Origin of the sequence: Chromohalobacter marismortui (assembly GCF_004364315.1) — a bacterium.
GTDB lineage: Bacteria > Pseudomonadota > Gammaproteobacteria > Pseudomonadales > Halomonadaceae > Chromohalobacter > Chromohalobacter marismortui.
Map to the genome: position 1 here is coordinate 382243 of NZ_SOBR01000001.1, position 24920 is coordinate 407162.

Sequence of the window (24920 nt, forward strand, 5' to 3'; positions counted from 1 at the left end):
TCACTGGTCGCGGCTCAGTGATGCTGGCGTGCCTTGGCCTCGACATAGCCGCGATAGGCCGTTTTGACCTCCTCGCGCTCGGAGACTTCCGGTACCGCGACGTCCCACCAGGCGCCTCCCTCGGCGGTGCTCGGCAGGGGATCCGTGTCCAGGGCGATCACATAGGTTGACGAGGCCTGGCGGGCACGGACGAGCGCCGCCTCCAGGGCCGCGATGCCGCCGACCGACTCGGCCTGACAGCCCAGGGCGCGGGCATGGGCGGCGAAGTCGGTCTTGGGAGCGCCCTCCGGGACCGTTCGGCAGTCCTCGAGCAGGTTGTTGAAGCCGGCACCGCCGGTGGCGTGCTGCAGCCGGTTGATGCAACCGAAGCCGCGGTTGTCGAGCACCACCACGATCAGCTTGTGGCCGAGCATCACCGAGGTGGCGAGCTCCGAGTTGTGCATCAGGTAGCTGCCGTCGCCGATCATCACGAAGACCTCCCGCTCTGGTCTTGCCATCTTCACGCCCATGCCTCCGGCGATCTCATAGCCCATGCAGGAGAAGCCATATTCGACGTGATAGCTGCCGGGGCCTGCTGCCTGCCAAAGCTTGTGCAGTTCGCCGGGCAGGCCGCCTGCTGCGCAGACCACGGTGCCGTCGTCGCCTGCCTGACGGTTCACGGCCCCGATGACTTGGGCGTCGGTGGGCAGGGTAAGGCCGCCGTCGGCGGTGACGCGGTTCACTACTTCCTTCCATTCACGCTTCAGGCCGCCGGCCTGTTCGCGCCATTCCTCATTGGCATGCCAGTCTCCGAGGGCGGCGGTCAGCCTCTCGAGCCCCTCACGAGCATCGCAGATCAACGGCAGGGCATGATGCTTGGCGCTGTCGAAGCGGCCGACGTTCAAGGCCACCTGGGTCAGGTGGTCCCGCTCGAACAGCGCCCGCGAGCCGGTGGTGAAATCTTGCAGGCGGGTACCTACAGCGAGGATTACATCGGCCTGTTCGGCCAGGCGGTTGGCTGCCGCGCTGCCGGTGACGCCGATGGCGCCCACGCTCAGGGGGTGGGCATCGGGCAGGGCACCCTTGCCGGCCTGAGTCTCGGCCACGGGAATGCCGTGTGCGCGTGCGAAGCGGTCCAGCGCCTGGCAGGCAGCGCCGTAGTGTACGCCGCCCCCGGCGATGATCAGGGGCTGGCGGGCGCCGCGCAGGGCCGTGAGAGCCTTGTCGAGCTCGACGGACTCGGGCACCGGGCGGCGGATGCGGTGCACGCGCCGGGCGAAGAAGCGTTCCGGGAAGTCATGGCTGAAGGTCTGCACGTCCTGGGGCAGCGACAGGGTGGCCGGGCCGCAATGCTCCGGGTCAAGCAGGGTGGCGATGGCCTGGGGCAGGCTGGTCAGCAGCTGCTCTGGCCGAGTGATGCGATCGAAGTATCGCGACACCGGCCGGAAGCAGTCATTGACCGTCATGGTCGGATCGCCGAAATGCTCGAGCTGTTGCAGCACCGGATCAGGGTCACGAGTAGCGAAGGTGTCGCCGGGCAGCAACAGAATCGGCAGCCGATTGGCATGCGCAAGAGCTGCGGCGGTGACCATGTTGGCAGCACCGGGACCTATCGAGCTGGTGACCGCCATCATTTGCCGCCGCTCCTTGGTCTTGGCGTAGGCGATGGCCGCATGCGCCATGGTCTGCTCGTTGTGGGCGCGAAAGGTCGGCAGTCGGTCTTGAACGTGATACAGCGCCTCGCCGAGACCGGCCACGTTGCCGTGACCGAAGATCGCGAAGGTGCCGGCGAATAGCGGTACTTCCTCGCCGCCGTCGAGTTCGATGTACTGGGTGGTCAAGAACTTGACCAGTGCCTGGGCCATGGTGAGTCGAGTGGTGCTCATGACAGGGTATCCTCTGTGATGGGCCGGACGTTGCGCAGTTGCTGCCAGGCATGGATCAGTTCTGCGTAGTTGCTGGCCACCCGATCGACTAGTTGGCCATCATCGAGGTTGCCGGCCAACCAGTCGCGGCTCGGGGCGGAAAACAGGGTGCGGCCGACAGTGAAGCCCTTGCACTGGGGGTGACGGGCAGCCGCGGTAAAGCCCCGCTTCATGTCGTCCATGGGAGCGTCGAGACCCAGCAGCACGACGCCGCGACAGTGCGGGTCTTGGGCCTCGATGGCTTGGCTGACCGCTTCCCAGGCGGTATCCGACATTGTCGGCAGCTTCCACCAGTCGGGGCGTATGCCGAGGTGATAGAACCGCTGGACGGCTCGGGCCAGGGTCTGGTCGTCGATGTCGGCTTGGTTTGGTGGGATCACCTCGACCAGAAGCTCCAGCCCATTGGCGCAGGCCGCCTGATAGAGCTGGCGCAGGCGGGCTTCCTGATCCAGGCGTAGCTCGACCGGGTCGTCCGGGTGGTAGAAGACCAAACACTTGATGATGTGCTCCCGGGGCCAATGTTTGAGGCGGCTTCCCAGGTCATCGCCGTGCTGAAAACGCAGCGGTCGGGAGCTTGGCAATTCCACTGGGCGGCCGATCCACCAGCCCTTGCCGGTGGCATCGTTCAGGGCGTCCTGACCGAAGACGTCGTCGACCAGAATCGCTGGTGTGGCGAGGCCGGTACGGCGGGCCCCTTCCTCGGCGGCTTTTACCAGTAGTTGCTTCAGAGCCGGGATGCGGGCGGGATCGGCACGGACCTCGCGAGCCATGTCGGTTAGCTGGCGGCGGTGGTCGAAGGCTAAACCGCAAACTATGGGCCATTCCTTGGGTACCCGGGTCGTGGCGCGATGCAAATGGTTGAGACCGGCATCTTGGTCGGGTCGCTTGACCGTGCCTCGGCGGGCCACATAGTCAAATAGCTCGGCCTCAGTGGGCATGGCCGGGGCACAGCCGTGGCGCGAAACCACCAGTGCGCCGCAGGCATTGGCGTAGGTGGCATTGGTCTGCCAGTCCTCGCCCCTTAGCCAGCCGCGCAGCAGGCCGCTCATGAAGGCGTCGCCGGCGCCAAGCACATTGAGTACCTCGACCTTGACGCCTTCCACGAGGATGCCCTCCTCAAGGCGCTGTGGAACCTCGCCTTCGATCACTACACAGCCCAGGGCGCCGAGCTTGCAGACTAGAGTCGCGTCACTGACCTCGCGTACCGCGCGCAGAGCGGTGAGGGTGTCGGTGCTGCCGCCGGCGATATGGAATTCTTCCTCGGTACCGACGATCAGGTCGAAGTCGGGCAGCCAGGCCTTGAGGTCCTCTGTCACGCTCTCGTCAGCGATAAAGCGGGTCTCGCCGTCACCGGGTGAGGTTAGGCCCCACAGCACCGGGCGGTAGTCGATGTCCAGGACCCGTTTGACGCCATGGTCGGCGGCGGCATCCAGTGCCTTGCGGCAGGCGCGGGCGGTTGTGTCGGTGGACAAGTGGGTGCCGGTGATGGCCAGCGCCTTGGCCCGGGCGATGAAGGCCGGATCGATGGCCGCATGATCGATGGCCATGTCGGCGCAGTCGCGGCGGTAGAACAGCAGCGGAAAGCTTTCGCGATCCTTGAGGGCCAGCAGCACCAGGCCGGTATGGCGCTTGGGATCGGTTTGCAGAGCGCTCACGTCGACGCCCGCACGGGCGAGCTCCTCGCGCACGAAATTGCCCATCTGTTCGTTACCGACCCGAGAAAGCATGGCGGATTTCAGGCCGAGGCGTGCGGTACCATAGGCCATATTGCCGGAGCTGCCACCCAGATACTTGGAGAAGCTGGCCACGTCTTCCAGGCGGCTGCCGACCTGTTCCGAGTACAGGTCTACCGCGACGCGGCCGAGGCAAATCAGATCCAGCGGTCGTGTATTTGTCGGTTTTGCTTGCATATCGTCTCTCCGCGTCGCCGATGATGTCGAGTCGATGCATCTGAAGGGCGATTGGCCTCGCTAGCTGTTACGACGCATGTATCGATCAATGATCAAAAGGTGTAGCCAACAGGATTCATCGTGCTTGCTTTTGTCATGCAAAGTGGCTCTAGGCCCTAGGCCGTTTCTTTGCGGGAATGTCAGGCCGTCCCCAGCTCGACCCAGCCCCCCTCGCGATGAGAGTGCTCGATGGCCTCGATCAGTGTGTTGATCCGACGGGCCTGCCGAAAGTCGGGTATTAGTGGCCGGCAACCGGCCAGTCCCTCGATGAGATCGCGGATCTCGATGATCTTCTGGTCGTTGTAGCCAAGCCCGTGTCCCGGAGCCGGACAGAAGGCGGCGTAGTCGGGGTGATCCGGGCCGGCCAGCAGGGTGCGAAAGCCCCGCCGTCCGCTCGGGCCTTCCTGCTGATAGAGCTTGAGTTCGCTCATTCGCTCTTGATCGAAGGTGATGGCGCCCTTGGTGCCGGTAACGGTGTAGGCCAGCCCCATCTTGCGGCCCGAGGCGATGCGCGAGGTCTCGATGCTGCCGATCAGGCCGCCATCGAAGTGAACCAGCGCCTGGGCATGATCGTCGTTCTCGACAGGTCGCGTGCCACTGCCATCCGCCAGGAAACGTTCCGTGATCACAGTTTGGAGTTGGCCGCAGACCCTTTTGATGGCGCGTCCGGTGAGGTATTCGGCCATGTGCAGAATGTGAGAACCCAAATCGCCTAAGGCGCCAGCACCTGCGGTTTCACGGAAGGTATGCCAGTCGTGAGGCTTGGCCGGGTCGGCCAGGTAATCCTCGTTGTGGCGACCACGAAAGTGGATGACTTCTCCAATCTCGCCGTTGGTGATAATCTCTCGGGCCAGCTGGGTGGCGGGATTGCGCACGTAGTTGAAGCCGACCAGTGTTTTGACGCCGGCGCGCTCTGCCGCCGCGATCATCTCGGCAGCGTCGGCGTCATTCAGGGCCATGGGTTTTTCCAGATACACATGCTTGCCCGCGGCGATGGCGGCGAGGGCCATTTCCTTGTGCAGGAAGTTCGGCGCGCAGATGTCCACCACGTCGACCCTGGAGTCGGCTACTAGCTCATGCCAGTTGCCGGTGGCGCGAGCGAAGCCCAGTTCACTTGCCTTGCGGACCGCAAACGTCTCGTCGACCTCGGCGAGCAGCTCGCAAACCGGTGTCGCAGGCAGATCGAACACCCGGGGTGCGGCGTGCAGGGCAATGGCATGAGCCTTGCCCATGTAGCCGGTGCCGATCAGTCCGATGTGCAGGGATGTCATGGCGTTCTCCGTGTCAGGCACTTCGGCTGCGTTCAGGCAACCTGGCTTTGCTGCTGGTCGCTGCGCTGAAATTCGGCGAGTTCGGCATCTAGGCTCTCGAGTTCGGCGCCGCCCGCCATCATGTTGAGGACCTCCTCGCGGGTGATCTCCTCCTTGCGGAAGGAACCGAGGCTGCCGCCGCGCTTGAGCAGGGTGAAAGCATTAGCGACCGGATAGGCGTGATGGACGTTATGGGTAATGAAGATCACTGCCAGACCATCGGCGCGAGCCTTGGCGATGTAGCGGAGTACCACTGAGGCTTGCTTCACACCCAGTGCCGAGGTCGGCTCGTCGAGAATCAACACTTTGGCACCGAAGTACACTGCTCGAGCGATGGCCACGCACTGACGCTCGCCGCCGGATAGGGTGCCCACCGCCTGGCCTGGGTCTCGTACGTCGATGCCGATTTTGGCCATCTCTTGCTTGGCGATGCGGTCGGCATATTTCCAGTCAATGCGTTTCATGGGACCCCAGCCCACGGTGGGCTCTCGGCCCATGAAGAAGTTGCGGGTGATCGACATCAGCGGAATCATTGCCAGGTCCTGAAATACGGTGGCAATACCCGCATCAAGCGCATAGGCGGGGGACTTGAAACGCACGGGCTTGCCGTCTAAAAGCATCTCGCCGTGGGTAGGCTTGTGCACCCCAGACAGGGTCTTGATCAGCGTGGACTTGCCGGCGCCGTTATCGCCTAGCAGGCACATCACCTCACCGGAATGGACCTTCAACGAGATATCGCTCAGGGCGATCACGCTGCCGAAGTGCTTGCTGACGTTGCACATCTCGATCATCGGCTTATGTTCTGTCATCTCACTTGGCCTCCAACGCCTTCTTGCGCATAAAGTTGTTGAACAGCACGGCTACCAGCAGCATCACGCCGAGGAATACCTTGAACCAGTCGGTGTTAACGCCGGTGTAGAAGATCCCCATCTGCACCATTCCGAAGATCAGGGCGCCCAGCGCTGCGCCGATTGCCGAACCGTAGCCGCCAGTGAGAAGGGCGCCGCCGATGACCACGGCGATGATTGCTTCGAGCTCCTTGAGCATGCCACGCAAGGTATCTGCCGAGCCGGTATCCATTACCTGCAGGCAAGCAAAAACCGTGGCCGATAAGGCAGTAAACATGAACAGCGAGACCTTGACTCGCCGAACAGGTACGCCCGAATTGCGCGCGGCATTGGCATCACCGCCACTGGCGAAGATCCAATTACCATAGGGCGTGAACAGCAGAATCCAGGTCGCTAAAGCAGTCAGGCCTAGCCACCAGACGATGGAAACTGGAATGCCCGTGACTGCAGGGTTACCGGCGAAGTTGGTACCGATCCAGCCATGGGACGCCATCCAGTTGAATAAACCGGTACCCACCTCGCCCGAGAAGAGAGAGGCGAGCCAATCGCCGGGTATATGGTCTTGGACGCCGCCGATCTGGGTGCGTCCGGTCAGCAGGCGGCTAATGCCGATTGCTAGGCCACGTAGAATGAACAAGAAAGCGAGAGTCACGATGAAAGAGGGCAGACCGGTACGATTCACCAGATAGCCATTAGCCCAGCCCACTAAGCCTGCACAGGAGAAAGCGAGTAGGATGGCCATCCACATGGGCCAGCCATACTGGACAACGGGGATAGCGATCAGGACGCCCGCCAAGCCAATCATCGAGCCGATAGACAAATCGAACTCGCCGCCGATCATCAGCAGTGCTGCGGCAGTAGCGATGATACCCAATTGAGCGGCCACCTCGAGAAAAACGACGATCCCGGATGGAGTGAACATGCCTGTTCCGCTGGCAACGACAAGGAAAAAAGCCAGAACCAGTATCGTGCCGGCCAGGGCACCAAACTCGGGGCGGCTCAGGGCCCGCTTCCAGAAGGGAAGTTTCCGCAGGCGCTCATCCTGTTGCCCGCCCGCTGGATTATTAGCCTCTGGGGATGGAGTTGAGTTCATAACGTTCGGCTCCCAGGGCCCGGATATCCAGGCCCTTTCGGTGGACGGGTGATTAGCGAATGCCTTGCTTACTTAGCTCAATGACCCGGCTGGCGTTCTCCTGAGTGATAAAGCTCGGGCCGGTGGCCACATCGTTGGCGGGTAGTAGGCCATTTTTTACGTACTGGTCGAGGAACATTACCGGTAGGTAGCCCTGCAGGTACTGTTGCTGGTCGATGGCAAAGTCGAGCCCGCCGCTTTCGATGGACTTGAGGATGCCGGGGGAGAGGTCGAAGGTGCCGAGGGTGAACATCTCAGTAGCGCCCTGCTCGCGCATGGCCTGCAGCATGGGGTCGGCGGCTAGCGCTCCCAAGGTGAGGATGCCTTCGATATCAGGGTTCTGGTTCAAGTAGGCCATGATGGCATTACGGATTTCCACTGGGTCATGACTGGTGGCCAACTGGTCGGCTTTGCCGTCGAAGCCAGCGATAAAGCCGTTACAGCGCTGGTCGAGGCCCTGATTGCCCTGCTCATGGTTGACGCATAGCCCTTTCTCGACACCCATCTCCTGCATGTGGTCTGCGGCTTGCTTGCCGGCTTCATATTCACTTTGACCGATGTGCAGCATGGCCCCATATTTGGCAGCCACATCGCCACCTGAGTTGATGGTAATCACTGGAATATCGTTATTGGTGGCTTCCTGCACTACTTTTCCCAGCGCATCTTCGTCGGTGAAGGACATAATCAGGCCATCTGGGTCGGAAGCAATGGCAGCCTGCGCTAGCTGCTGCATCTTGGCCATATCAAAGGTGGACGGTGCACGATACTCGATGGTTGCCCCGACATCCTCGGCTGCCGCCTCCGCACCGTTCTTCACCACGGTCCAGAAGGGGTCTGAGGGGATGCCATGGGTGACCATGACGAATCGATTTTGGCTGTCGTTGGCTTGAGCAAAGCTGGTCATCATGGTGGCGGCGACCGTTGAGGCCAGCAGGAGTTTAGTGAGTCGTGGCATGGTGAAAGGTCCTCTGTTGTCGTTGTAATTCACGGCACGGTTAATCCGTGCTGAATGCTAATGGAATATAGATTCCATTTTATATTTATTGCAAACCAAGTGTTTTATACTTTGGTATATTTGGAATATTTGTTCCAAAACAGCTAGACTTACGTCACTATCGATTCATCATGCCGGGTTTCTTAAAGGGGCCTGGCTCGCGCTGGAAGAATGACCCATGACGACTCCTCAGGACTTTCCGGAACTCGAGTCCCGCATTGGGCGGGAGTACCCCAAGCTGAGCCGCCGGCTTCAACAGACCGCGCGCTTCATGCTCGATCATCCTCAGGAAGTAGCCTTTGCCACAGTGGCCAAGCTCGCTGAGCAGGCGAATGTGACGCCATCGACATTGATTCGCTTTGCCAACAGCTTTGGTTTCACGGGGTTTTCGGAGATGCAGCAGCTCTTTCGGGAGCGACTGATGAACGAATTGCCGAACTATGCCGAGCGCATCCGTGCGGTGCGCTCGGCCACCGGTGAGACCCCGGATAGCACCCAACTGCTGTGGGAGTTCGCTGATGCCAATCGTGAAGTGCTTGAGGAGTTACCCGGGCGGATCAACCCAAAGGATCTTGAACACGCCCTTGACTTGCTCGAAAAGGCCGAGGCGGTTCATGTAATGGGGGCACGACGCAGCTTTGTGGTGGCCAGCTATCTCACTTACGCCCTGCATCACATCGAAAAGCGTGCCTTTCTGATTAACGGTCAGGGCGGCATGTTCCGTGAGCAGATACGTTCTATCGGCGCTGGCGACGCTCTGCTGCTGGTGAGCTATTCCCCTTACGCTCAGGAGTCGCAGGATGCCGCAGCCGAGGCGAAGGAACGCGGTATTCCACTGGTGGTAATCACGGATTCCAGCTTGAGCCCCCTAGCGCGCCTGGCGGATGTGACACTTATCGTCCACGAGGCAGAGGTCAAAAGTTTCCGAGGGCTGACGGCCTCTCTTTGTCTGACGCAAACCCTGGCGATCTCGTTGGGCATTCGTCAGGACCAAGGACTTGAAGCCGGAGGAACGTCGTCGTCACTGGATGCGTGAGTAAAAAGTGAGCCTTTAACGTGATGCTGTCAGTTCCCTTACAACAAGCGACAATCGGGAGGACATTATGCAACTCGCCCTGATCGGAGCCGGCCGTATAGGCCAGATCCATGCCAAGGCCATCGCCGCTCATCCTGGCGTGACCCTGGTTGCCATCGCGGATTTTCTCCCGGAGGCTGCCAAAGCGCTGGCGTTGACCTATAGCAGTCAGGCCATGAGTACGGAGGCCATCTTCGCCGACGAGACCATCGATGCAGTGCTGATCGCCTCCAGTACGCCGACCCATGCGGAGTATCTTGAGCAGGCGGCCCAGTCGGGCAAGGCAGTGCTCTGTGAGAAGCCCATTGCCCTGGACCTGGCGCGTACTCGCGAGGCGCTGGATGTTCTGTCCTCAAATCCGGTGACCTGTGCGCTCGGTTTCAACCGTCGCCATGACCCGCAGTTCTCGGCGCTCAAGCAGGCATTAGCTGGGGGACGTATTGGCGTACTCGAGACGCTAAGCATCATCAGCCGTGACCCGTTACCTCCCCCCGCCGAGTACGTGGCGGCGTCTGGTGGGCTATTCCGCGACATGATGATTCACGACTTCGATATGGCACGTTGGCTGCTAGATGAGCCCATTTCGTTTGTGCAGGCGACAGCCAGTTGCCTGATCGATCCGGCCATTGGCGAGGCAGGGGATGTGGATACCGCCATGGTGACCTTGACCACCGCCAGTGGCCGGCTGTGCCACATCAATAACTCGCGGCGTGCCTGCTACGGCTATGACCAGCGTATCGAGGCCTTCGGCAGCGGTGGCATGCTTCAGGCCCAGAACGAAACCGAAACCCGGCTGCGCTTCACCGGCGAGGGCGGACAGGTTGAGGAAAAGCCTCAATGGTTCTTCCTTGAGCGCTATGCGGCGGCCTTCGCCCGCGAGATCGACGATTTCGTGACCGCCTGGCAGCAGCAGCGCGCACCTTTGACCAGCGCACACGACGGGCTCGAGGCACTGCGGCTGGCCGAGGCCGCGGAGTGCTCCCTCAAGGAAGGGCGGTGCATCGCCTTGGATGAGATTCGCTGAATGCCCTTGGGCACTGAGTCAATACTATCAACGTGTAGGAGGTGGGTATGACGTCGTTACAGGTTCGACCGCAGCAGCCCGACGAGCATGGCAAAGTGCTCGAGGTGACCCCGGCCTCAGCAGGCTGGGACCACGTCGGCTTCCGAGTACATAAGCTCGCCAAGGGGCAGCATATCGAAGGCCATACTGGCGATCGTGAGCACTGTTTGGTGTTGCTCTCGGGCAAGGCAACCATCAGCAGCGGTGAGCATCGCTGGGAAGATATCGGTGAGCGCATGGATATCTTCGAGAAGGTGCCGCCCTATGCCGTTTATCTGCCCAATGGAGTGGGTTTCGAGATTGAAGCGACCACGGACATGGAACTTGCGGTATGCAGCGCACCCGGTCATGGCAACCATGGGTCGCGTCTGATTACACCGGATAAGATCAAGCGCAGCACCCGAGGCACCGGCACCAATACCCGGCATATTCAGGATGTGTTGCCGGAGTCCGAGCCGGCCGACAGTCTCCTGGTGGTCGAGGTCTATACCCCGGCAGGCCATTGGTCGAGTTACCCTCCACATAAGCATGATGTCGATAACCTGCCACACGAATCGAGCCTGGAGGAAACCTATTACCACCGCCTGAATCCGTCCCAGGGCTTCGCTTTCCAGCGGGTTTATACAGATGATCGCTCTCTTGATGAGACCATGAGCGTAGAAAACGGCAATTGCGTGATGGTACCGCGGGGCTATCATCCGGCCGGGGTTCCCCACGGTTATGAACTCTATTACCTCAACGTGATGGCCGGACCCAAGCGCGAATGGAAGTTTCAGAACGACCCGGAACATGAGTGGATCGTGAAACAGTGATCCCGGGGAAAATCGCCAGTTGCGTTTTTCCTGTTATGTGATCGTCCGACACCCCGGTTTCGGCCGGGGTTTTTGCAAGCTCGTTGCAGGCGTTTTCGGCCGCTTGCTGGTGTGCTGAACGTTGTGCCTGCGCACGGAGTGCTACCACAGGGCAGCGAGACAGAGCGGCCCCACTCGGATCTATGCGAGCGGGGCGTTGAAGGCCTGACCCGGCAAGGCGATCGGTAGATGGGGCGCCTCTAGGTAGCCTCGTGCCAGACCACCGCATTCTTATCCAGAGCGAAGGCGTCGAAGGCGAAGTCGTCGACGCTGAGCATTTCAAGTACCTCACCCTCGAAACGCCGCATGAAGTCGGCTTCCTCAGCGTCGAGCAAACCGGATTCAAAGGCGGCCTCGACGCGCTGCTCGGGATGCAGCGCCTCGGCGGGCAATTCACCTTTGCCATAAGCCTTGGCGATACGCCGATAGAGCGGCTCGGCATGTTCACTGTCGGCGAGCAGGGCATTGTAGCGGGCCAGAGGGTTGTCCTGTTGCCCCGCATCCTGTGTATTCCATGTGTTCTCTATCAGCTTGCGACGCAAGGCGCTGTTGGTGGAGACGGCATGAGCGATATCGCGGGTGAAGCGATCGTGGGGTTTGTGCCAACGCCGTCCGCGCGGCATCGCGATGGCCGAGAGCGTCATCGCCAAGGCTCGATTGGGCAGATTGTCGAACAGTTCGATGAACGCCTGCTCGGCGCGGTGGAGCAGCGTGCGGCAGCTGTAATGCAACAGCGTAGCCTCATGCTCGACATTGTCCGACTCGTGCCACTGCTTGATCAGCATCGAGGCCAGGTAGAGGTTGGACAGTACGTCGCCCAGGCGCGCCGAGAGCATTTCGCGTTTCTTGAGGCCTGAGCCGAGACTGGCCATGGCGGCGTCGGCGCACAGACCGAAGGCCGCGGACAGACGTGCGATTTCCTGTGCGTAGGGGGCGGCGATCTCGTCGAACGGAACGCTCGCCTTGCCGATGCCCAGGCCCAGGGTGAAGGCACGTGCGGCATTGCCGAAGACCATGCCCGCGTGCCGGAAGATCGCCTTGTCGAACGCCCTGAGGTCGTCGTTCTCCTTGGCCGCCAGCTCATCGAGGACATACGGGTGGCAGCGAATCGCGCCCTGGCCGAAAATCATCAGGTTGCGGGTCATGATATTGGCGCCTTCCACAGTGATCGACACCGGGTTGGCGGCATAGGCGATGCCCAGGTAGTTGCGTGGCCCCAGCGTGACGGTGCGGCCACCGTGCACGTCCATGGCGTCGGCCAGCATGCTGCGCTGGAACTCGGTCAACTGGCTCTTGAGAATGGCCGAGGGGACCGCCGGCTTGACGCCGTGGTCGATGGTGTTGGCGGTCTGCATGACGGCCGCCTGGGCGATGTAGGCATGCGCGGCGATACGCGCGAGTGGCTCCTGAACCCCTTCCATCTCGGCGACGGGCAGATTGAATTGACGCCGAATACGGGTATAGCCACCGGCCCAGCCCAGCGCGTAGCGGCCGATGCCCGACGCACCTGAGGGCAGGGTAATGCAGCGACCGACGGACAGGCATTCGACCAGCATGCGCCAGCCCTGGCCTGCCATCTCGGGGCCGCCGATGATCCACTCGAGGGGGATGAAAACGTCCTGGCCGCGAATCGGGCCGTTCATGAACGGGCTACCGATGGGGTGGTGGCGGCGTCCGATCTCCATGCCTTGTGTATTGCGGGGAATCAGCGCGCAGGTGATGCCAAGGTCTTCGGTATCGCCGAGCAGGCCGTCGGGGTCGAACATGCGAAACGCCAGACCCACCACGGTGGCGATGGGAGCCAGGGTGATCCAGCGTTTCTCGAAGGTGAGCTTGAGCCCCAGGACATCCTCGCCGTTGTGCTTGCCTCGACAGACGAGACCGACATCGGGCAGCGAGGTGGCGTCGCTTCCCGCCCGTGGCCCGGTCAGCCCGAAGCAGGGAATCTCGCGGCCATCGGCCAGGCGCGGCAGGTAATGGTCTTTCTGTTCCTCGGTCCCGTACTTGAGCAACAGCTCGCCCGGCCCCAGCGAATTGGGTACACCGACCGTGACCATCAGCGTTTCGTTGACGGCCAGCTTCTGCAGCACGGCCGACTGGGCCTTGGCGGAGAATTCCAGCCCGCCGTAACGCTTGGGAATGATCATGCCGAAGAATCCCTCGCGCTTGAGGTATTCCCACAGCTCGGGGGGCAGGTCGGCGCGCTCGCGGGCGATCTCCCAGGCGTTGCACATACCGGCGGCCACGGAGCATTGATGGTCGACGAAAGCCTGCTCTTCCTCGCTCAGTTGCGTGGTGCCGAAATCCAGCAGCCGCTGCCACTGGGGCCGGCCGGAGAACAACTCGCCATCCCAGGCCACGCTACCGGCTTCCAGTGCGGTGCGTTCGGTCTCCGAGACCTTGGGCGCGGATTTCTTGAAGGCCGCGAAGAGGCGCGGGGTCAGCCAGCGCCGTCGCAATGCGGGGAGGCCACAGACGGCTACCGCCAAGGCGCCGAGCCATAGTAGAGCACCTACCACCACTGCGCCGAAGACGATGCCGATGGCACCTAGAATCAACAAAAGCCCCAGTGCCGGCAGGGCGCCCGCTTCCCGGCGCATGATCCAGACCAAGCCTGCCAGCGCCACGACGATGAGCAACAGTTCCAACATGTGGACTCTCCCAGGATGATTTCTAACGCTTGTTTGAATTCAGCCTAGCGTACTCGTGTCGTCACGACTAGTCATTCATGGTGGAAGCCGCCATTTCTGGCAGGAGGTCATCATTCACGATTGGTGAGAGCCCCGCGCTGCATAGGGCGGCGCGGGGCAGGGCATTCAGGGGGTTGATGTCGAGTGCGGCGACGTGTTGTCGAGTCGGGCCGGACGCAGTCGGCGATGCAGCCGGTCGAGGTAGAGATAGACCACTGGCGTGGTGTAGAGCGTCAAGAGTTGGCTGAGGATCAGGCCGCCGATGATGGTAATGCCCAGCGGTGCGCGCAGGGCGGCGTTTTCATCGGTGCCCAGCAACAGCGGAATCGCGCCGAGAATGGCGGCCAGCGTGGTCATCATGATGGGGCGAAAGCGTACCACGGCCGCTTCGCGTATGGCCTCGAACGCACTCAGGCCGCGTTCGCGCTCGGCAATGACAGCGAAGTCGACCAGCATGATGGCATTTTTCTTGACCACGCCGATCAGCAGGATGATGCCGATCAGGGCGATGAGCGTGAACGGCGTATCGAGCAGCATCAGCGCCAACAGGGCACCCACTCCCGCCGACGGCAGCGTCGACAGAATCGTCAGTGGGTGGATGTAGCTTTCGTAGAGAATGCCGAGTACCAGATAGACCGTCACGAGCGCGGCCAGAATCAGCCACGGCATGGCTTGCATGCCGCTCTGGAAGGTGCCTGCGCTGCCTTCGAAATCCACCTGGACGGCGGTGGGCAGGCGCAGGTCGTTCACCGTGCGGCGGATGCGCTGGGTGGCCTCGCCCAGTGTGACGCCGTCTTCGAGGTTGAACGAGACCGTGCTGGAAGCGAACTGACCCTGATGGTTGACGGTCACCGGGGCGGTGCTTTCCTCCAGGTGACTGAATGCCGACACGGGGATCGCATCGCCTTCATCGTTAATGACGTGCAAGCGTGAAATGGCCTCTGGTGTATTGCGGTATTCCTCGGCCACCTCGAGGATCACGTAGCGTTGGTTGTCGGCATCGTAAAGGCTGGCGACGCTGCTTTGTGCGAAGGCGTTGCCGAGCAGTGTATCTACCTCCTGCATGTCGACACCGAGACGCCTGGCGGTGTCACGATCGACGCTCAGCTCCACGGCCTGGCCCTCGCCCCGGCTATCACTGTTGACGCCGGTCAGTCCGTCGATGTTCTGCATGGCGTTGCTGACGCGCTGCGACCAGGTATCGAGCAAGGCGAGATCGTCGCTCTTGAGGGTGATTTCGTATTGCGCTCCCCTGTTCTCGCGACCGCCGATGCGAATGTCCTGCAGGGCCATCATCGAGGTGCTCACGCCGGGCAGATCGTTCATCGACATCGCCAATCGATTGCCGACGGCTTGCGTGCCCGCCGCATATTGCCCCTCCTCGAGAGTGATGAACAAGGTCGCCGAGGCGCCACCGCCACGGCCTCCCATGAAGCCCAGCACGCTATGCACCTCGGGGGCACGTGCCAGGCGCTCACGAATGGTACGCAACTTGGCCGACATGGCGTCGAACGACAGACTCTGGTCGCCGCGCACGAAGCCGATCAAGCGTCCGGTGTCCTGCTGAGGTATGAACCCCTTGTCGACGGCAACGTAGAGATACCCGTTGAGCACGATCACCCCGATCAGCGAGAGGAGCGTCAAGCGCCGATGGCGCAGGGCAACATCCAGGCTGCGCGTATACAGGCGCTGACAGCCCTGACCGAACGCCATCAGCGCAGTCTCCCAGCGCGGGGCACGACGATCGCGTCCCGGGCGCAACCAGCGCGCACAGAGCATGGGCGTCAGTGTCAACGACACCACCAGCGAGACCAGCACTGCCAGCGACAACGTCATCGCGAACTCGAAGAACATGCGCCCGATGAAGCCGCCCATGAACAGCAGCGGCAGGAAGACCGCCACCAGCGAGACGCTCATCGAGGTGACCGTGAAGCTTACTTCGCGTGCGCCTTGCAAGGCCGCCTGTCGGGGCGGCATGCCGCGTTCGATATGACGGGCGATGTTTTCGACCACCACGATGGCGTCGTCGACGAGAAAGCCGATCGATACGATCAGGGCCATCAGCGACAGCGTGTCGAGCGAGAAACCCATGACATGCATCATCGCGAAGGTGCCGATCAGCGACACGGGAATCGCCAGACTGGGGATCAGCGTGGCACGTGCATTGCGCAGGAACAGAAACACCACCAGGACCACCAGTGCGATGGCCAGCATCAGTGTGAGCTGGGTCTCTTGCAAGGACGCTCGTATACCGGGAGCGCGATCGAGTTGCACGCTGAGCGAGGCACTATCGGGAAGCAGGCTCTCGATGGACGCCATGCGCTCACGGATCCCGGCGATGGTGTCGATGACGTTGGCACCGCTGCTGGCGCTGATGATGAGCAGTACGGCCGGCTGCTCATTCTGAAATCCCACGTTATAACGGTCTTCCACGCCGTTTTCGATGTCGGCGACGTCGCTCAAGTGCATGACCGCACCGTCTTCGCCGCGCGCCACGATGAGATCCTTGAACGCGTCGGCTTGCATCAGTTGCGAGTCGGTGTCGACTTCCCAGCGTGTGGTGGGAGAGGCCACGAAACCGGTCGGTGTGCTGGTGGTGGCACTGCGTATCGCATTGGCGACCGCCGTCAGCGATACACCCGCATGTGCAAGCCGACGTGGATCGAGCGCCACGCGCACCGCCGGCGACGAACTGCCGCCGACATTGACGTCACCGACGCCGGGAACCTGCAGGATGGGCGGGGCGATGCGCTCTTCGGCCAGTTGATAGAGCTCACTGGTGGGCAGCGTGTCGGAGGTGATCGACAGGATCATGATCGGCGCCGCCGCCGGGTTGAGCTTGCGATAGCTGGGACGACGGGTCATGGCGCTGGGCAACAGCGGTTGAGCGCTATTGATCGCGGCCTGCACTTCGCGTGCGGCGACATTGATGTCCTTGTCGAGATCGAATTGCACGGTGATGCGCGTCGAGCCATCCGAACTGCTCGAGGTCATCTGCGAGACCCCTGAAATGTTTCCCAGCGAGCGTTCCAACGGCGTCGCCACGGTCGTGGCCATGGTTTCGGGATTGGCCCCGGAAAGACTGGCGCTGACCACGATGGTGGGAAACGACACGTTGGGCAGCGGTGCCACGGGCAGGCGCTGGTAGGCCAGCAGCCCGAGTAGCACGACGCCCAGCGCCAGCAATGCGGTGCCGACCGGGCGACGTATGAAGGGACTCGCGACGCTCACGCGTTCACCTCACCGTCGGGGGTCTTGCCACGCCGACGCCAGCGTTCGGCAAGCCGGTCGAAGAACAGGTAGATCACCGGCGTGGTAAAGAGCGTCAGCAATTGGCTCAGCAATAGACCGCCGACCATGGTCATGCCCAGAGGGCGGCGCAGCTCGGCCCCGTAACCGCTGGCGAACATCAACGGCAGCGCCCCGAGCAGGGCGGCGAAGGTGGTCATCATGATCGGCCGGAAGCGCAGTAGCGCGGCACTGTGGATCGCGCGATATGCCGACAGCCCCCGTTCCCGCTGCGCCTCGAGGGCGAAGTCGATCATCATGATGGCATTCTTCTTGACGATGCCGATCAGCAGAATGATGCCGATGAGGGCCACCATGCCCAAGGCGTTATTGCTGAGCATCAAGGCCAGCAAGGCACCGATCGTCGCCGATGGCAGAGTGGACAGAATGGTCAGTGGATGAATGTAACTCTCGTAGAGCACGCCGAGGACGATGTACATGGTGATCACGGCGGCGGCGATCAGCCATACCGTGTCGCGCGTCGACGTGGTGAACGCCAGGGCGGTGCCGCGGAATTCGAGCCGTGTCTCGGCGGCCAGCACGTCGTCACGGGCGGCTTCCACGGCGGCGAAAGCCTCGGACAGCGAATGATCCGCGGCCGGTGCGAATGACATCAGCGCCGAGGGGAACTGGTTGAGGCGCTGGCGTGACAGAGCCGTGGGGACTTCCTCGACGCTCACCAGACTCGACAGCGGCACCATGGCGTCGTCGTTGCCGCTCACGTAGAGCCGCTTCAGGGCTTCGGGCCCCTCGGCATTGGCCTGCTTGGCGCCCAGCACGACGCGGTACTGGTTGGATTGCGTGAAGATGGTCGAGATCAGGCGCTGGCCGAAGGCATCGTAGAGGGCGTCGTCGATGTCGGCGACCGAGATGCCGAGCCGACTGGCACGCTCACGGTCGATCTCGACCGCGAGCTTGCGCCCTGAATTCTGGAGATCGGTCGCCACATGGGCGATGGCCGGCGCCTTCTCGAGACGTTGGGTCATGGCATGGACGTCCTGGGCGAGTTGCTCGCGATCTCCCTGGGTCAAGGCGAACTGATACGGATAGCGGCTGACGGTGTCTTCCAGCGTCAGGTTCTGCACCGGGGTCAGTGCCAGCTGGATGCCGGGAACCTCGGCGGCCTCATCGAGCAGCCGGGCGATGATGGTGTCCAGGTCGGCCTCGCGTGCATCCAGGTCGACCAGATCGAGCTGCAGGCGTCCGCTGTTGAGCGTGGTATTGGTGCCATCGATGCCGATGCTCGAGGCGATATCGGCCACGGCGGGATCATCCATCAAGCGCTCGGCCAGCGCCTTCTGACGCGCCGACATGGCCTGATAGGAGGTCGCTTGAGTGGCCGTGGTGATGCCGCGCAAGGTTCCGGTGTCCTGAACCGGGAACAACTGTTTGGGGACCATCCAGAACAGCACGGCCGTCAGTACGAAGGTGCCCAGTGCCAGCCATAGCGTCAGGGTCTGATGGCCGAGCACCCTGTCCAGAACACGTTCGTAACCGCGCGTGAGGCGCCCGAAAAGGCCGGGACGGCGGCGCACGAGGGCTTCGTCGTCGAGGGCGTGCGGGGTGCTCTGCGCATCGTCGGGACGGCGCCGCAGCCACCGCGCGCAGAGCATCGGCGTCAGGGTCAGGGAGACGAACGCCGAGATGATGATGGAAATCGCCAGCGTGATGGCGAATTCACGAAACAGCACGCCGACCACGCCGCCCATGAAAAGCAACGGGATCAGTACCGCCAGTAGCGAGATGGTCAACGAGAGGATGGTGAAGCCGATTTGACGCGAGCCCTTGAGGGCAGCCTGCAAGGGCGTCTCGCCGCGCTCCAGATAGCGGGTGATGTTCTCGAGCACCACGATGGCGTCGTCGATGACGAAACCGGTGGCGATGGTCAGCGCCATCAAGGTGAGATTGTTGAGGCTGAAACCGGCCAGGTACATGGCGCCGAAGGTGCCGACCAGCGACAGGGGGACGGCCAGGCTGGGAATCAGCGTTGCCGGCAGGTTGCGCAGAAACAGGAAGGTGACCATGATCACCAGCGCGATGGCGAGGATCAGTTCGAACTGTACATCCTCGATGGCGGCGCGAATCGTGGTAGTACGATCGCTCAAGATGTTCACGTCGACGCTGCTCGGCAGGCTCGCTGATAATGTTGGCAAGCGTTGCTCGATATCATCGACCACGCCGACCACGTTGGCGCCGGGCTGGCGCAGCACGTCGATGAGTATGGCGGGTTCGCCGTTGGCCCAGGCGCCCAGCTTGGCATTTTCCGCGCCGGCGTCGATGCTGGCTACGTCACTCAACCGCAGTGGCGCCCCATTCTCGTACTTGAGGATGAGGTCCCGGTATCCCTCGGCAGAGGTCAATTGGTCGTTGGCGTCGATGCTATAGGCGCGGTAGGGCCCGTAAATCGTGCCCTTGGCCTGGTTGACGTTGGCGCTTTCCACGGCGCTGCGCACACTGGACAGGTCGAGCCCGTGGGCGGCGAGTTGGCGCGCGTCGACATCGATGCGTACCGCGGGACGATTGCCACCCGAAAGCCGTACTTCGCCGACGCCACTGACCTGGGCAAGTTTCTGTGCCAGGCGGTTGTCGACCAGGTCATGGACCTCGGTCAAGGGCAAACTCTTGGAGGTCACGGCCAGCGTCAGAATCGGCGTGTCGGCGGGATTGATCTTGCTGTAGCTCGGTGGACGGGGGAGATCCTCGGGCAGCAGAGTCTCCGCCTGGTTGAGCGCGGCCTGCACTTCCTGTTCGGCGACCCCTAAATCGCTGTCGAGGCCGAAACGTAGCGTGATCAGCGAGGCGCCCCCGGTGCTGGTCGAGCTCATGTCCTCGAGGCCGGCGATTTCCCCCAGTTCGTCTTCCAAGGGGGCGGTGACATGGGAAAGCATGACGTCCGGTCCTGCGCCGGGGTACAGCGTGGTGACCTGGATGGTGGGAAAGTCGACCTCGGGAAGCGACGAAATGCTGAGCAGCCGATAGGCAAACACGCCGGTGATGAGGATGGCCAGCATCACCAGCGAGGTGGCGACCGGCCGCAGAATGAACAGCCGCGATGGATTCATGAAGCATCTCGTGGCGTGTTGGTGTCGGCCTCGTCGTCGGCCGCCGAGGACGCGTCGGCTTCTCCTGGCAGGGCGTTGCTGACGACACGTACCTTGGCGCCGTTGCGTATGCTGTCGATGCCATCGACGACCACGCGCTGGCCTGCGGAGACACCGCTGGCCACGGCACTGCGGTGATCTTCGCTGGCGGTGACCTCGACGGGGTGTCGGGTCACCGTCTCGTCGTCGCCGACGACGTATACAAAGAGGCCGTCCTGACCGGTCTGTATTGCAGGGGCGGGCACGATGACCCGGTCATGCAGCGTGTTCACCGTCAGACGCACATCGACGAAGGCGTTAGGGTAGAGACGGCCCCTGTCGTTGTCGAAGCGGGCCCGGAGCCGCACGGTGCCGGTGGCGGGGTCGATCTGGCTGTCGATGCTGGTGAGGCGTCCTTCGAGACGTTCGCCACCGACCGTGGTAGCGGTGACGGTGGGGGCGTCTCCCGACGCGAGTTGCTGGCGCAAGGTCGGCACGTATTGGCTGGACAATGAGAAGATCACCGAGATCGGATCGAGGCGAGTGAGCGTGGCGATGGGTTGGTCGTCGTTACTGCTGACCAAGTTGCCGGGATCGACGTTGCGGATGCCGATGAGGCCGTCGCTGGGCGCCGTGATGCGGGTGTAGTCCAGTTGAATCCGGGCGCTTTTGATATCGGCCCGGTCACTGGCGACGGCCCCTTCGTACTGACGTACCAATTGGCGTTGCTGTTCGAGTTCCTGACGAGAGATCGACTGACTCTGCGCCAAGGTCTCATAGCGCTCGAGATCCTCGCGGGCCGATTGCAGTTGCGCTTGGTCCTGGACCAGCTGTCCTTGGGCGGCCGCTAGCTGGGCCCGGTAATCGCGCGGATCGATGGTCGCCAGGAGCTGTCCGTTCTCGACATGCTCACCTTCCTCGAAATCCACCGTGAGTAGTTCACCTTCGACACGCGGATACAGTGCAATGTTCGATAGCGAACGCACGGTGCCCAGCGCCCCGACGGTGATCGCGAGATCGCCGCGCCGTGCCGCGATGGCGGCCACGGCCGTACCTCTGTCCTCACGTGCATTGGCCGGTGCGGCGTCTGAAGGGGCCTGGGTTTGCCAGTCAGGGATCCACCACAGGGCGAGGGCGATCGAGACGGCGATGAGTAGCGCGATCCATGGACGGCGAGAGTGGGGCATGACGTGGCATCAATCCTTGTCGAAGGCATTCCGGTGCGTGGTCGTGTCGGGGAGCAGGCGTCACCGGGTTAAGATGTGTATTGTAACGAGAGGTTCCCTCCAGGAAACACTGCTTGAATGACGGCACCGGCGAATCGGCTGGGCGATCGTGCACATTCTAAAGGGATGGTGGGCAAGAATTAAGGAAGGATAATGCAACAATACCCGATGCGCATGCATCGGGTATTGGGAATGGACGCCATGTCGGTTCAAGCGTCGTCAGGCCTTGCGGCGTGCCGGAGCGTCATGAGCGACGTAGTAATCGACCTCGGCGGGTGGTAGCGGATCGCGCCCGCGCACCTTGTCGGCCATCTTCTCGGCGATCATGATCGTCGGCGCGTTGAGGTTGCCGGTGGCAATCACGGGCATGATCGAGGCATCGATGACGCGCAGCCCTTCGAGGCCATGCACGCGCCCTGCGCCGTCGACCACCGCCATGTCGTCATCGGCACTGCCCATCTTGCAGGAACCGGCGGGGTGGTAGGCGGTCTCGGCGTGCTGGCGCACGAACTCGTCGAGCTCGGCGTCGCTTTGCACCTTCGGCCCCGGCGAGATTTCGCGGCCGCGATATTCGTCCATCGTCGGCTGTTCGATGATCTCGCGCGTGATGCGGATCGCGTCGCGGAATTCCTGCCAATCCTTGTCGTGCGCCATGTAGTTGAACAGGATGCTCGGCGCAGCCTTGGGATCGCGCGAGGTCAGGCGAATGCGACCACGGCTCATGGACCGCATGGAGCCGACGTGGGCCTGGAAGCCATGGGCCTGCACCGCGCTCTTGCCGTTGTAGCTGATGGCGATCGGCAAGAAGTGGTACTGCAGGTTGGGCCATTCTTCCTGATCGTTGGTGCGAATGAAGCCGGCTGCCTCGAACTGGTTGCTGGCGCCGACGCCCTTGCCGAAAAACAGCCACTCGGCACCGATCTTCGGCTGGTTGTACCACTTGAGCGCCGGGTACAGTGAAATGGGCTTCTTGCACTCGTACTGAATGTACATCTCCAGGTGGTCCTGGAGGTTTTCGCCGACGCCCGGCAGCGCGTGCACCACGGCAATGTTGAATTCCTTGAGATGCTCGGGATTGCCCACGCCGGAACGCTGCAGGATCTGCGGCGAGGCGATGGCGCCTGCGCACAGCAGTACCTCGCGGCGTGCACGAACACGCTGGGCCTGGCCCTTGCGCTCGTAACTCACGCCGACGGCGCGCTTGCCCTCGAATTCGATGACATCGGTCGTGGCATGCGTCTCGATGGTCAGGTTGGGGCGTTGCTTGGCGATATCGAGATAGCCGCGCGCCGTGGAGGCACGACGCCCGTTCGGCGTCGTCGTGCGGTCCATGGGGCCGAAGCCTTCCTGCTGATAGCCGTTGACGTCCTCGGTGGCCGGGTAGCCGGCCTCGATGCCCGCGCGGATGAAGGCGCCATAGAGCTCGTTGTTGCCTTCCTTGGGTGTGGCCACCGACACCGGGCCGTCACCGCCGTGGTACTCATTGGGGCCGATGTCGCGGGTCTCGGCGCGCTTGAAGTAGGGCAGGCACTGCAGGTAGTTCCAGTCCTCCAGGCCCGGTATCTTGGCCCAGTTGTCGTAATCCAGCGCGTTGCCGCGCAAGTAGCACATGCCGTTGATCAGCGATGAGCCGCCGAGGCCCTTGCCGCGACCACACTCCATGCGACGGTTGTTCATGTGGGGTTCGGGGTCGGTCTCGAAGGCCCAGTTGTACCGCTTGCCCTGTAGAGGATAGGCCAGCGCCGCCGGCATCTGGGTGCGGAAGTCGAAGCGATAGTCGGGGCCACCGGCCTCGAGCAGCAGGACCTGGACGTCGGGATCTTCGGTGAGTCGCGTGGCGAGTACGTTGCCGGCGGAACCGGCCCCGATGATGATGTAATCGAATTCACGAGCCTGTGTCATGAGCGGCCCTCCTTCACGTGGTCGAACGAAAGACAGGAATACGTCCGTGGCCGGCTGGCACCGGCCACGGACGTTGCATCAGAACACGGCGGGGAAGGGCCCCATTTCGATCTGTACCGATTTGATCTGCGTGTACTGATCGAGCGACGAGAGACCGTTTTCACGGCCGATGCCGGATTCCTTGTAGCCGCCCACCGGCATTTCCGCCGGCGAATCGCCCCAGGTGTTGATCCAGCAGATGCCGGCTTGCAGGCGATGAATGACGCGGTGCGCACGGTTCAGGCTTTCGCTGAACAGACCGGCGGCAAGGCCGTAGCCGGTATCGTTGGCACGACCAATGACTTCTTCCTCGTCGTCGAAGACCAGGACCGACATCACCGGGCCGAAGATTTCCTCGCGCACGATGCGCATGTCGTCGCGGCAATCGGTGAACACCGTCGGCACGGCCCAGGCGCCCTTGGACCAGTCGATACCCGACGCATCGCTGTGGTCCCAGCGACCGCCGCCGACCAGCAGACGGGCGCCTTCCTGGGTGCCCAGATCGATATAGCGTTGCACCTTTTCCTGATGCTCGAAGCTGACCAGCGGACCGAAGTTGACCGCCGGATCCAGGGGGTCGCCGGCGTTGATGCGTTCGACGCGCTCCTTGATCTTGGCCTCGAAGTCCGCCTGCACCGAACGCTGCACGAAGACGCGCGTGCCGTTGGTGCAGACCTGGCCGCTGGAGTAGAAGTTGGCCATCATCGCGGCGTCGGCGGCGCGCTCCAGGTCGGCATCCTCGAAGACGATCAGGGGTGACTTGCCGCCCAGCTCCATGGTGACTTCCTTGAGCGTCGACCCTGCGGCGGCGGCCATGACCTTCTTGCCGGTCCCGACTTCACCGGTGAAGGTGATCTTGTCGATGTCGGCATGGTTGGTGAGCATCTGGCCGACGCGCCCGTCGCCCTGCACGACATTGAACACGCCATCCGGCAGGCCGGCTTCGGTGAGGATCTCTGCCAGCTTCATGGTGGTCAGCGGGGTGACCTCGCTGGGCTTGAACACCACGGCGTTGCCCGCCGCCAGTGCCGGCGCGGACTTCCAGCAGGCGATCTGGATGGGATAGTTCCAGGCCCCGATGGCACCGATGACGCCCAGCGGTTCACGACGCGTATAGAAGAACGAATCCTCGCGCAGCGGTACCTGGGTGCCTTCGATGGAGGGCGCGAGGTTGGCGTAGTATTCCAGCGAGTCGGTGCCGGTGACGATATCCACGGCTTGGGTTTCGCTGATCGGCTTGCCGGTATCCAGCGTTTCCAGGTGGGCCAGCTCGTCGTTGCGTTCGCGCAACAGCGCGACGGCGCGATGCAGGATACGACTGCGCTCCATGCCGCTCATGGCTGCCCAGACGCGTTGTCCCTCGCGGGCCGACGCGACGGCGCGGTCGACATCGGCCTGCGCGGCCTGCTGAACGCTGGCCAGCAGGCTGCCATCGACCGGGTTGATCGTGTCGAAGGTCTCGCCGGATGTGGCGTCGACGAGTCCACCGCCGATGTAGAGCTGCTGAGTCTCGAAAGTGGCCATTAGGTCCTCCCGCAATGTGAATGTGTCGTGAATGTAACGTGTCGG

15 protein-coding genes are annotated in these 24920 nt (G+C 62.4%); 3 read left to right on the forward strand and 12 right to left on the reverse strand.

Going from position 1 to position 24920, the window contains the following annotated elements; genetic code table 11:
• Positions 1-14 precede the first annotated feature (14 nt).
• The 6 genes from iolD to C8E00_RS01720 all read right to left on the reverse strand — a co-directional run bounded on the left by iolD (position 15) and on the right by C8E00_RS01720 (position 8098).
• On the reverse strand, positions 15-1865 hold the full coding sequence (gene iolD, locus C8E00_RS01695; protein ID WP_133693761.1) for a 3D-(3,5/4)-trihydroxycyclohexane-1,2-dione acylhydrolase (decyclizing): 1851 nt from the start codon (positions 1863-1865) through the stop codon (positions 15-17).
• Positions 1862-3814 (reverse strand): bifunctional 5-dehydro-2-deoxygluconokinase/5-dehydro-2-deoxyphosphogluconate aldolase, encoded by a 1953-nt coding sequence (locus C8E00_RS01700; RefSeq protein WP_133693763.1) that lies wholly within the window; start codon positions 3812-3814, stop codon positions 1862-1864. Before C8E00_RS01700 ends, iolD begins: the two co-directional genes overlap by 4 nt.
• A 179-nt stretch (positions 3815-3993) precedes the next feature.
• Positions 3994-5124, reverse strand: a complete 1131-nt coding sequence (locus C8E00_RS01705) for a Gfo/Idh/MocA family protein (RefSeq protein WP_133693765.1) — start codon at positions 5122-5124, stop codon at positions 3994-3996.
• 32 nt (positions 5125-5156) lie between these two features.
• On the reverse strand, positions 5157-5972 hold the full coding sequence (locus C8E00_RS01710; protein ID WP_133693767.1) for an ATP-binding cassette domain-containing protein: 816 nt from the start codon (positions 5970-5972) through the stop codon (positions 5157-5159).
• Position 5973: 1 nt separating this feature from the next.
• Entirely contained in the window at positions 5974-7104 is a 1131-nt protein-coding gene (locus tag C8E00_RS01715; protein ID WP_133693769.1) for an ABC transporter permease, read from the reverse strand.
• A gap of 52 nt (positions 7105-7156) precedes the next feature.
• Positions 7157-8098 (reverse strand): sugar ABC transporter substrate-binding protein, encoded by a 942-nt coding sequence (locus tag C8E00_RS01720; protein WP_133693771.1) that lies wholly within the window; start codon positions 8096-8098, stop codon positions 7157-7159.
• A gap of 217 nt (positions 8099-8315) precedes the next feature.
• Here C8E00_RS01720 and C8E00_RS01725 point away from each other — a divergent pair, with 217 nt between their 5' ends.
• The 3 genes from C8E00_RS01725 to iolB all read left to right on the forward strand — a co-directional run bounded on the left by C8E00_RS01725 (position 8316) and on the right by iolB (position 11087).
• Positions 8316-9173: a MurR/RpiR family transcriptional regulator gene (locus C8E00_RS01725; protein WP_133693774.1), complete on the forward strand. Its 858-nt coding sequence runs from the start codon at positions 8316-8318 to the stop codon at positions 9171-9173.
• Between the two features lie 67 nt (positions 9174-9240).
• Complete coding sequence (gene iolG / locus C8E00_RS01730; protein WP_133693776.1) at positions 9241-10236, forward strand: inositol 2-dehydrogenase; 996 nt, start codon at positions 9241-9243, stop codon at positions 10234-10236.
• Positions 10237-10283: 47 nt separating this feature from the next.
• Positions 10284-11087 (forward strand): 5-deoxy-glucuronate isomerase, encoded by an 804-nt coding sequence (iolB, locus tag C8E00_RS01735; protein ID WP_133693779.1) that lies wholly within the window; start codon positions 10284-10286, stop codon positions 11085-11087.
• A gap of 239 nt (positions 11088-11326) precedes the next feature.
• On the opposite strand, the gene C8E00_RS01740 is transcribed toward iolB, so the two are convergent.
• From C8E00_RS01740 to betB, 6 genes are all read right to left on the reverse strand, one after another.
• Positions 11327-13777 (reverse strand): acyl-CoA dehydrogenase, encoded by a 2451-nt coding sequence (locus C8E00_RS01740; RefSeq protein WP_133693782.1) that lies wholly within the window; start codon positions 13775-13777, stop codon positions 11327-11329.
• Positions 13778-13942: 165 nt separating this feature from the next.
• On the reverse strand, positions 13943-17047 hold the full coding sequence (locus C8E00_RS01745; RefSeq protein WP_133693784.1) for an efflux RND transporter permease subunit: 3105 nt from the start codon (positions 17045-17047) through the stop codon (positions 13943-13945).
• Complete coding sequence (locus C8E00_RS01750) at positions 17044-20166, reverse strand: efflux RND transporter permease subunit (protein ID WP_133693787.1); 3123 nt, start codon at positions 20164-20166, stop codon at positions 17044-17046. Before C8E00_RS01750 ends, C8E00_RS01745 begins: the two co-directional genes overlap by 4 nt.
• Positions 20163-21371, reverse strand: coding sequence for an efflux RND transporter periplasmic adaptor subunit (locus tag C8E00_RS01755; RefSeq protein WP_133693789.1), 1209 nt, complete (start codon positions 21369-21371; stop codon positions 20163-20165). The genes C8E00_RS01750 and C8E00_RS01755 overlap by 4 nt, the downstream gene beginning before the upstream one ends.
• A 258-nt stretch (positions 21372-21629) precedes the next feature.
• The gene (betA, locus tag C8E00_RS01760; protein ID WP_133693792.1) at positions 21630-23312 is read right to left on the reverse strand and encodes a choline dehydrogenase; all 1683 of its coding nucleotides are present in this window, start codon (positions 23310-23312) and stop codon (positions 21630-21632) included.
• A gap of 78 nt (positions 23313-23390) precedes the next feature.
• Positions 23391-24875 carry a betaine-aldehyde dehydrogenase gene (gene betB / locus C8E00_RS01765; RefSeq protein ID WP_133693794.1) on the reverse strand — a complete coding sequence of 495 codons (1485 nt, stop codon included), beginning with the start codon at positions 24873-24875 and terminating at the stop codon, positions 23391-23393.
• Between the last annotated feature and the right edge of the window lie 45 nt (positions 24876-24920).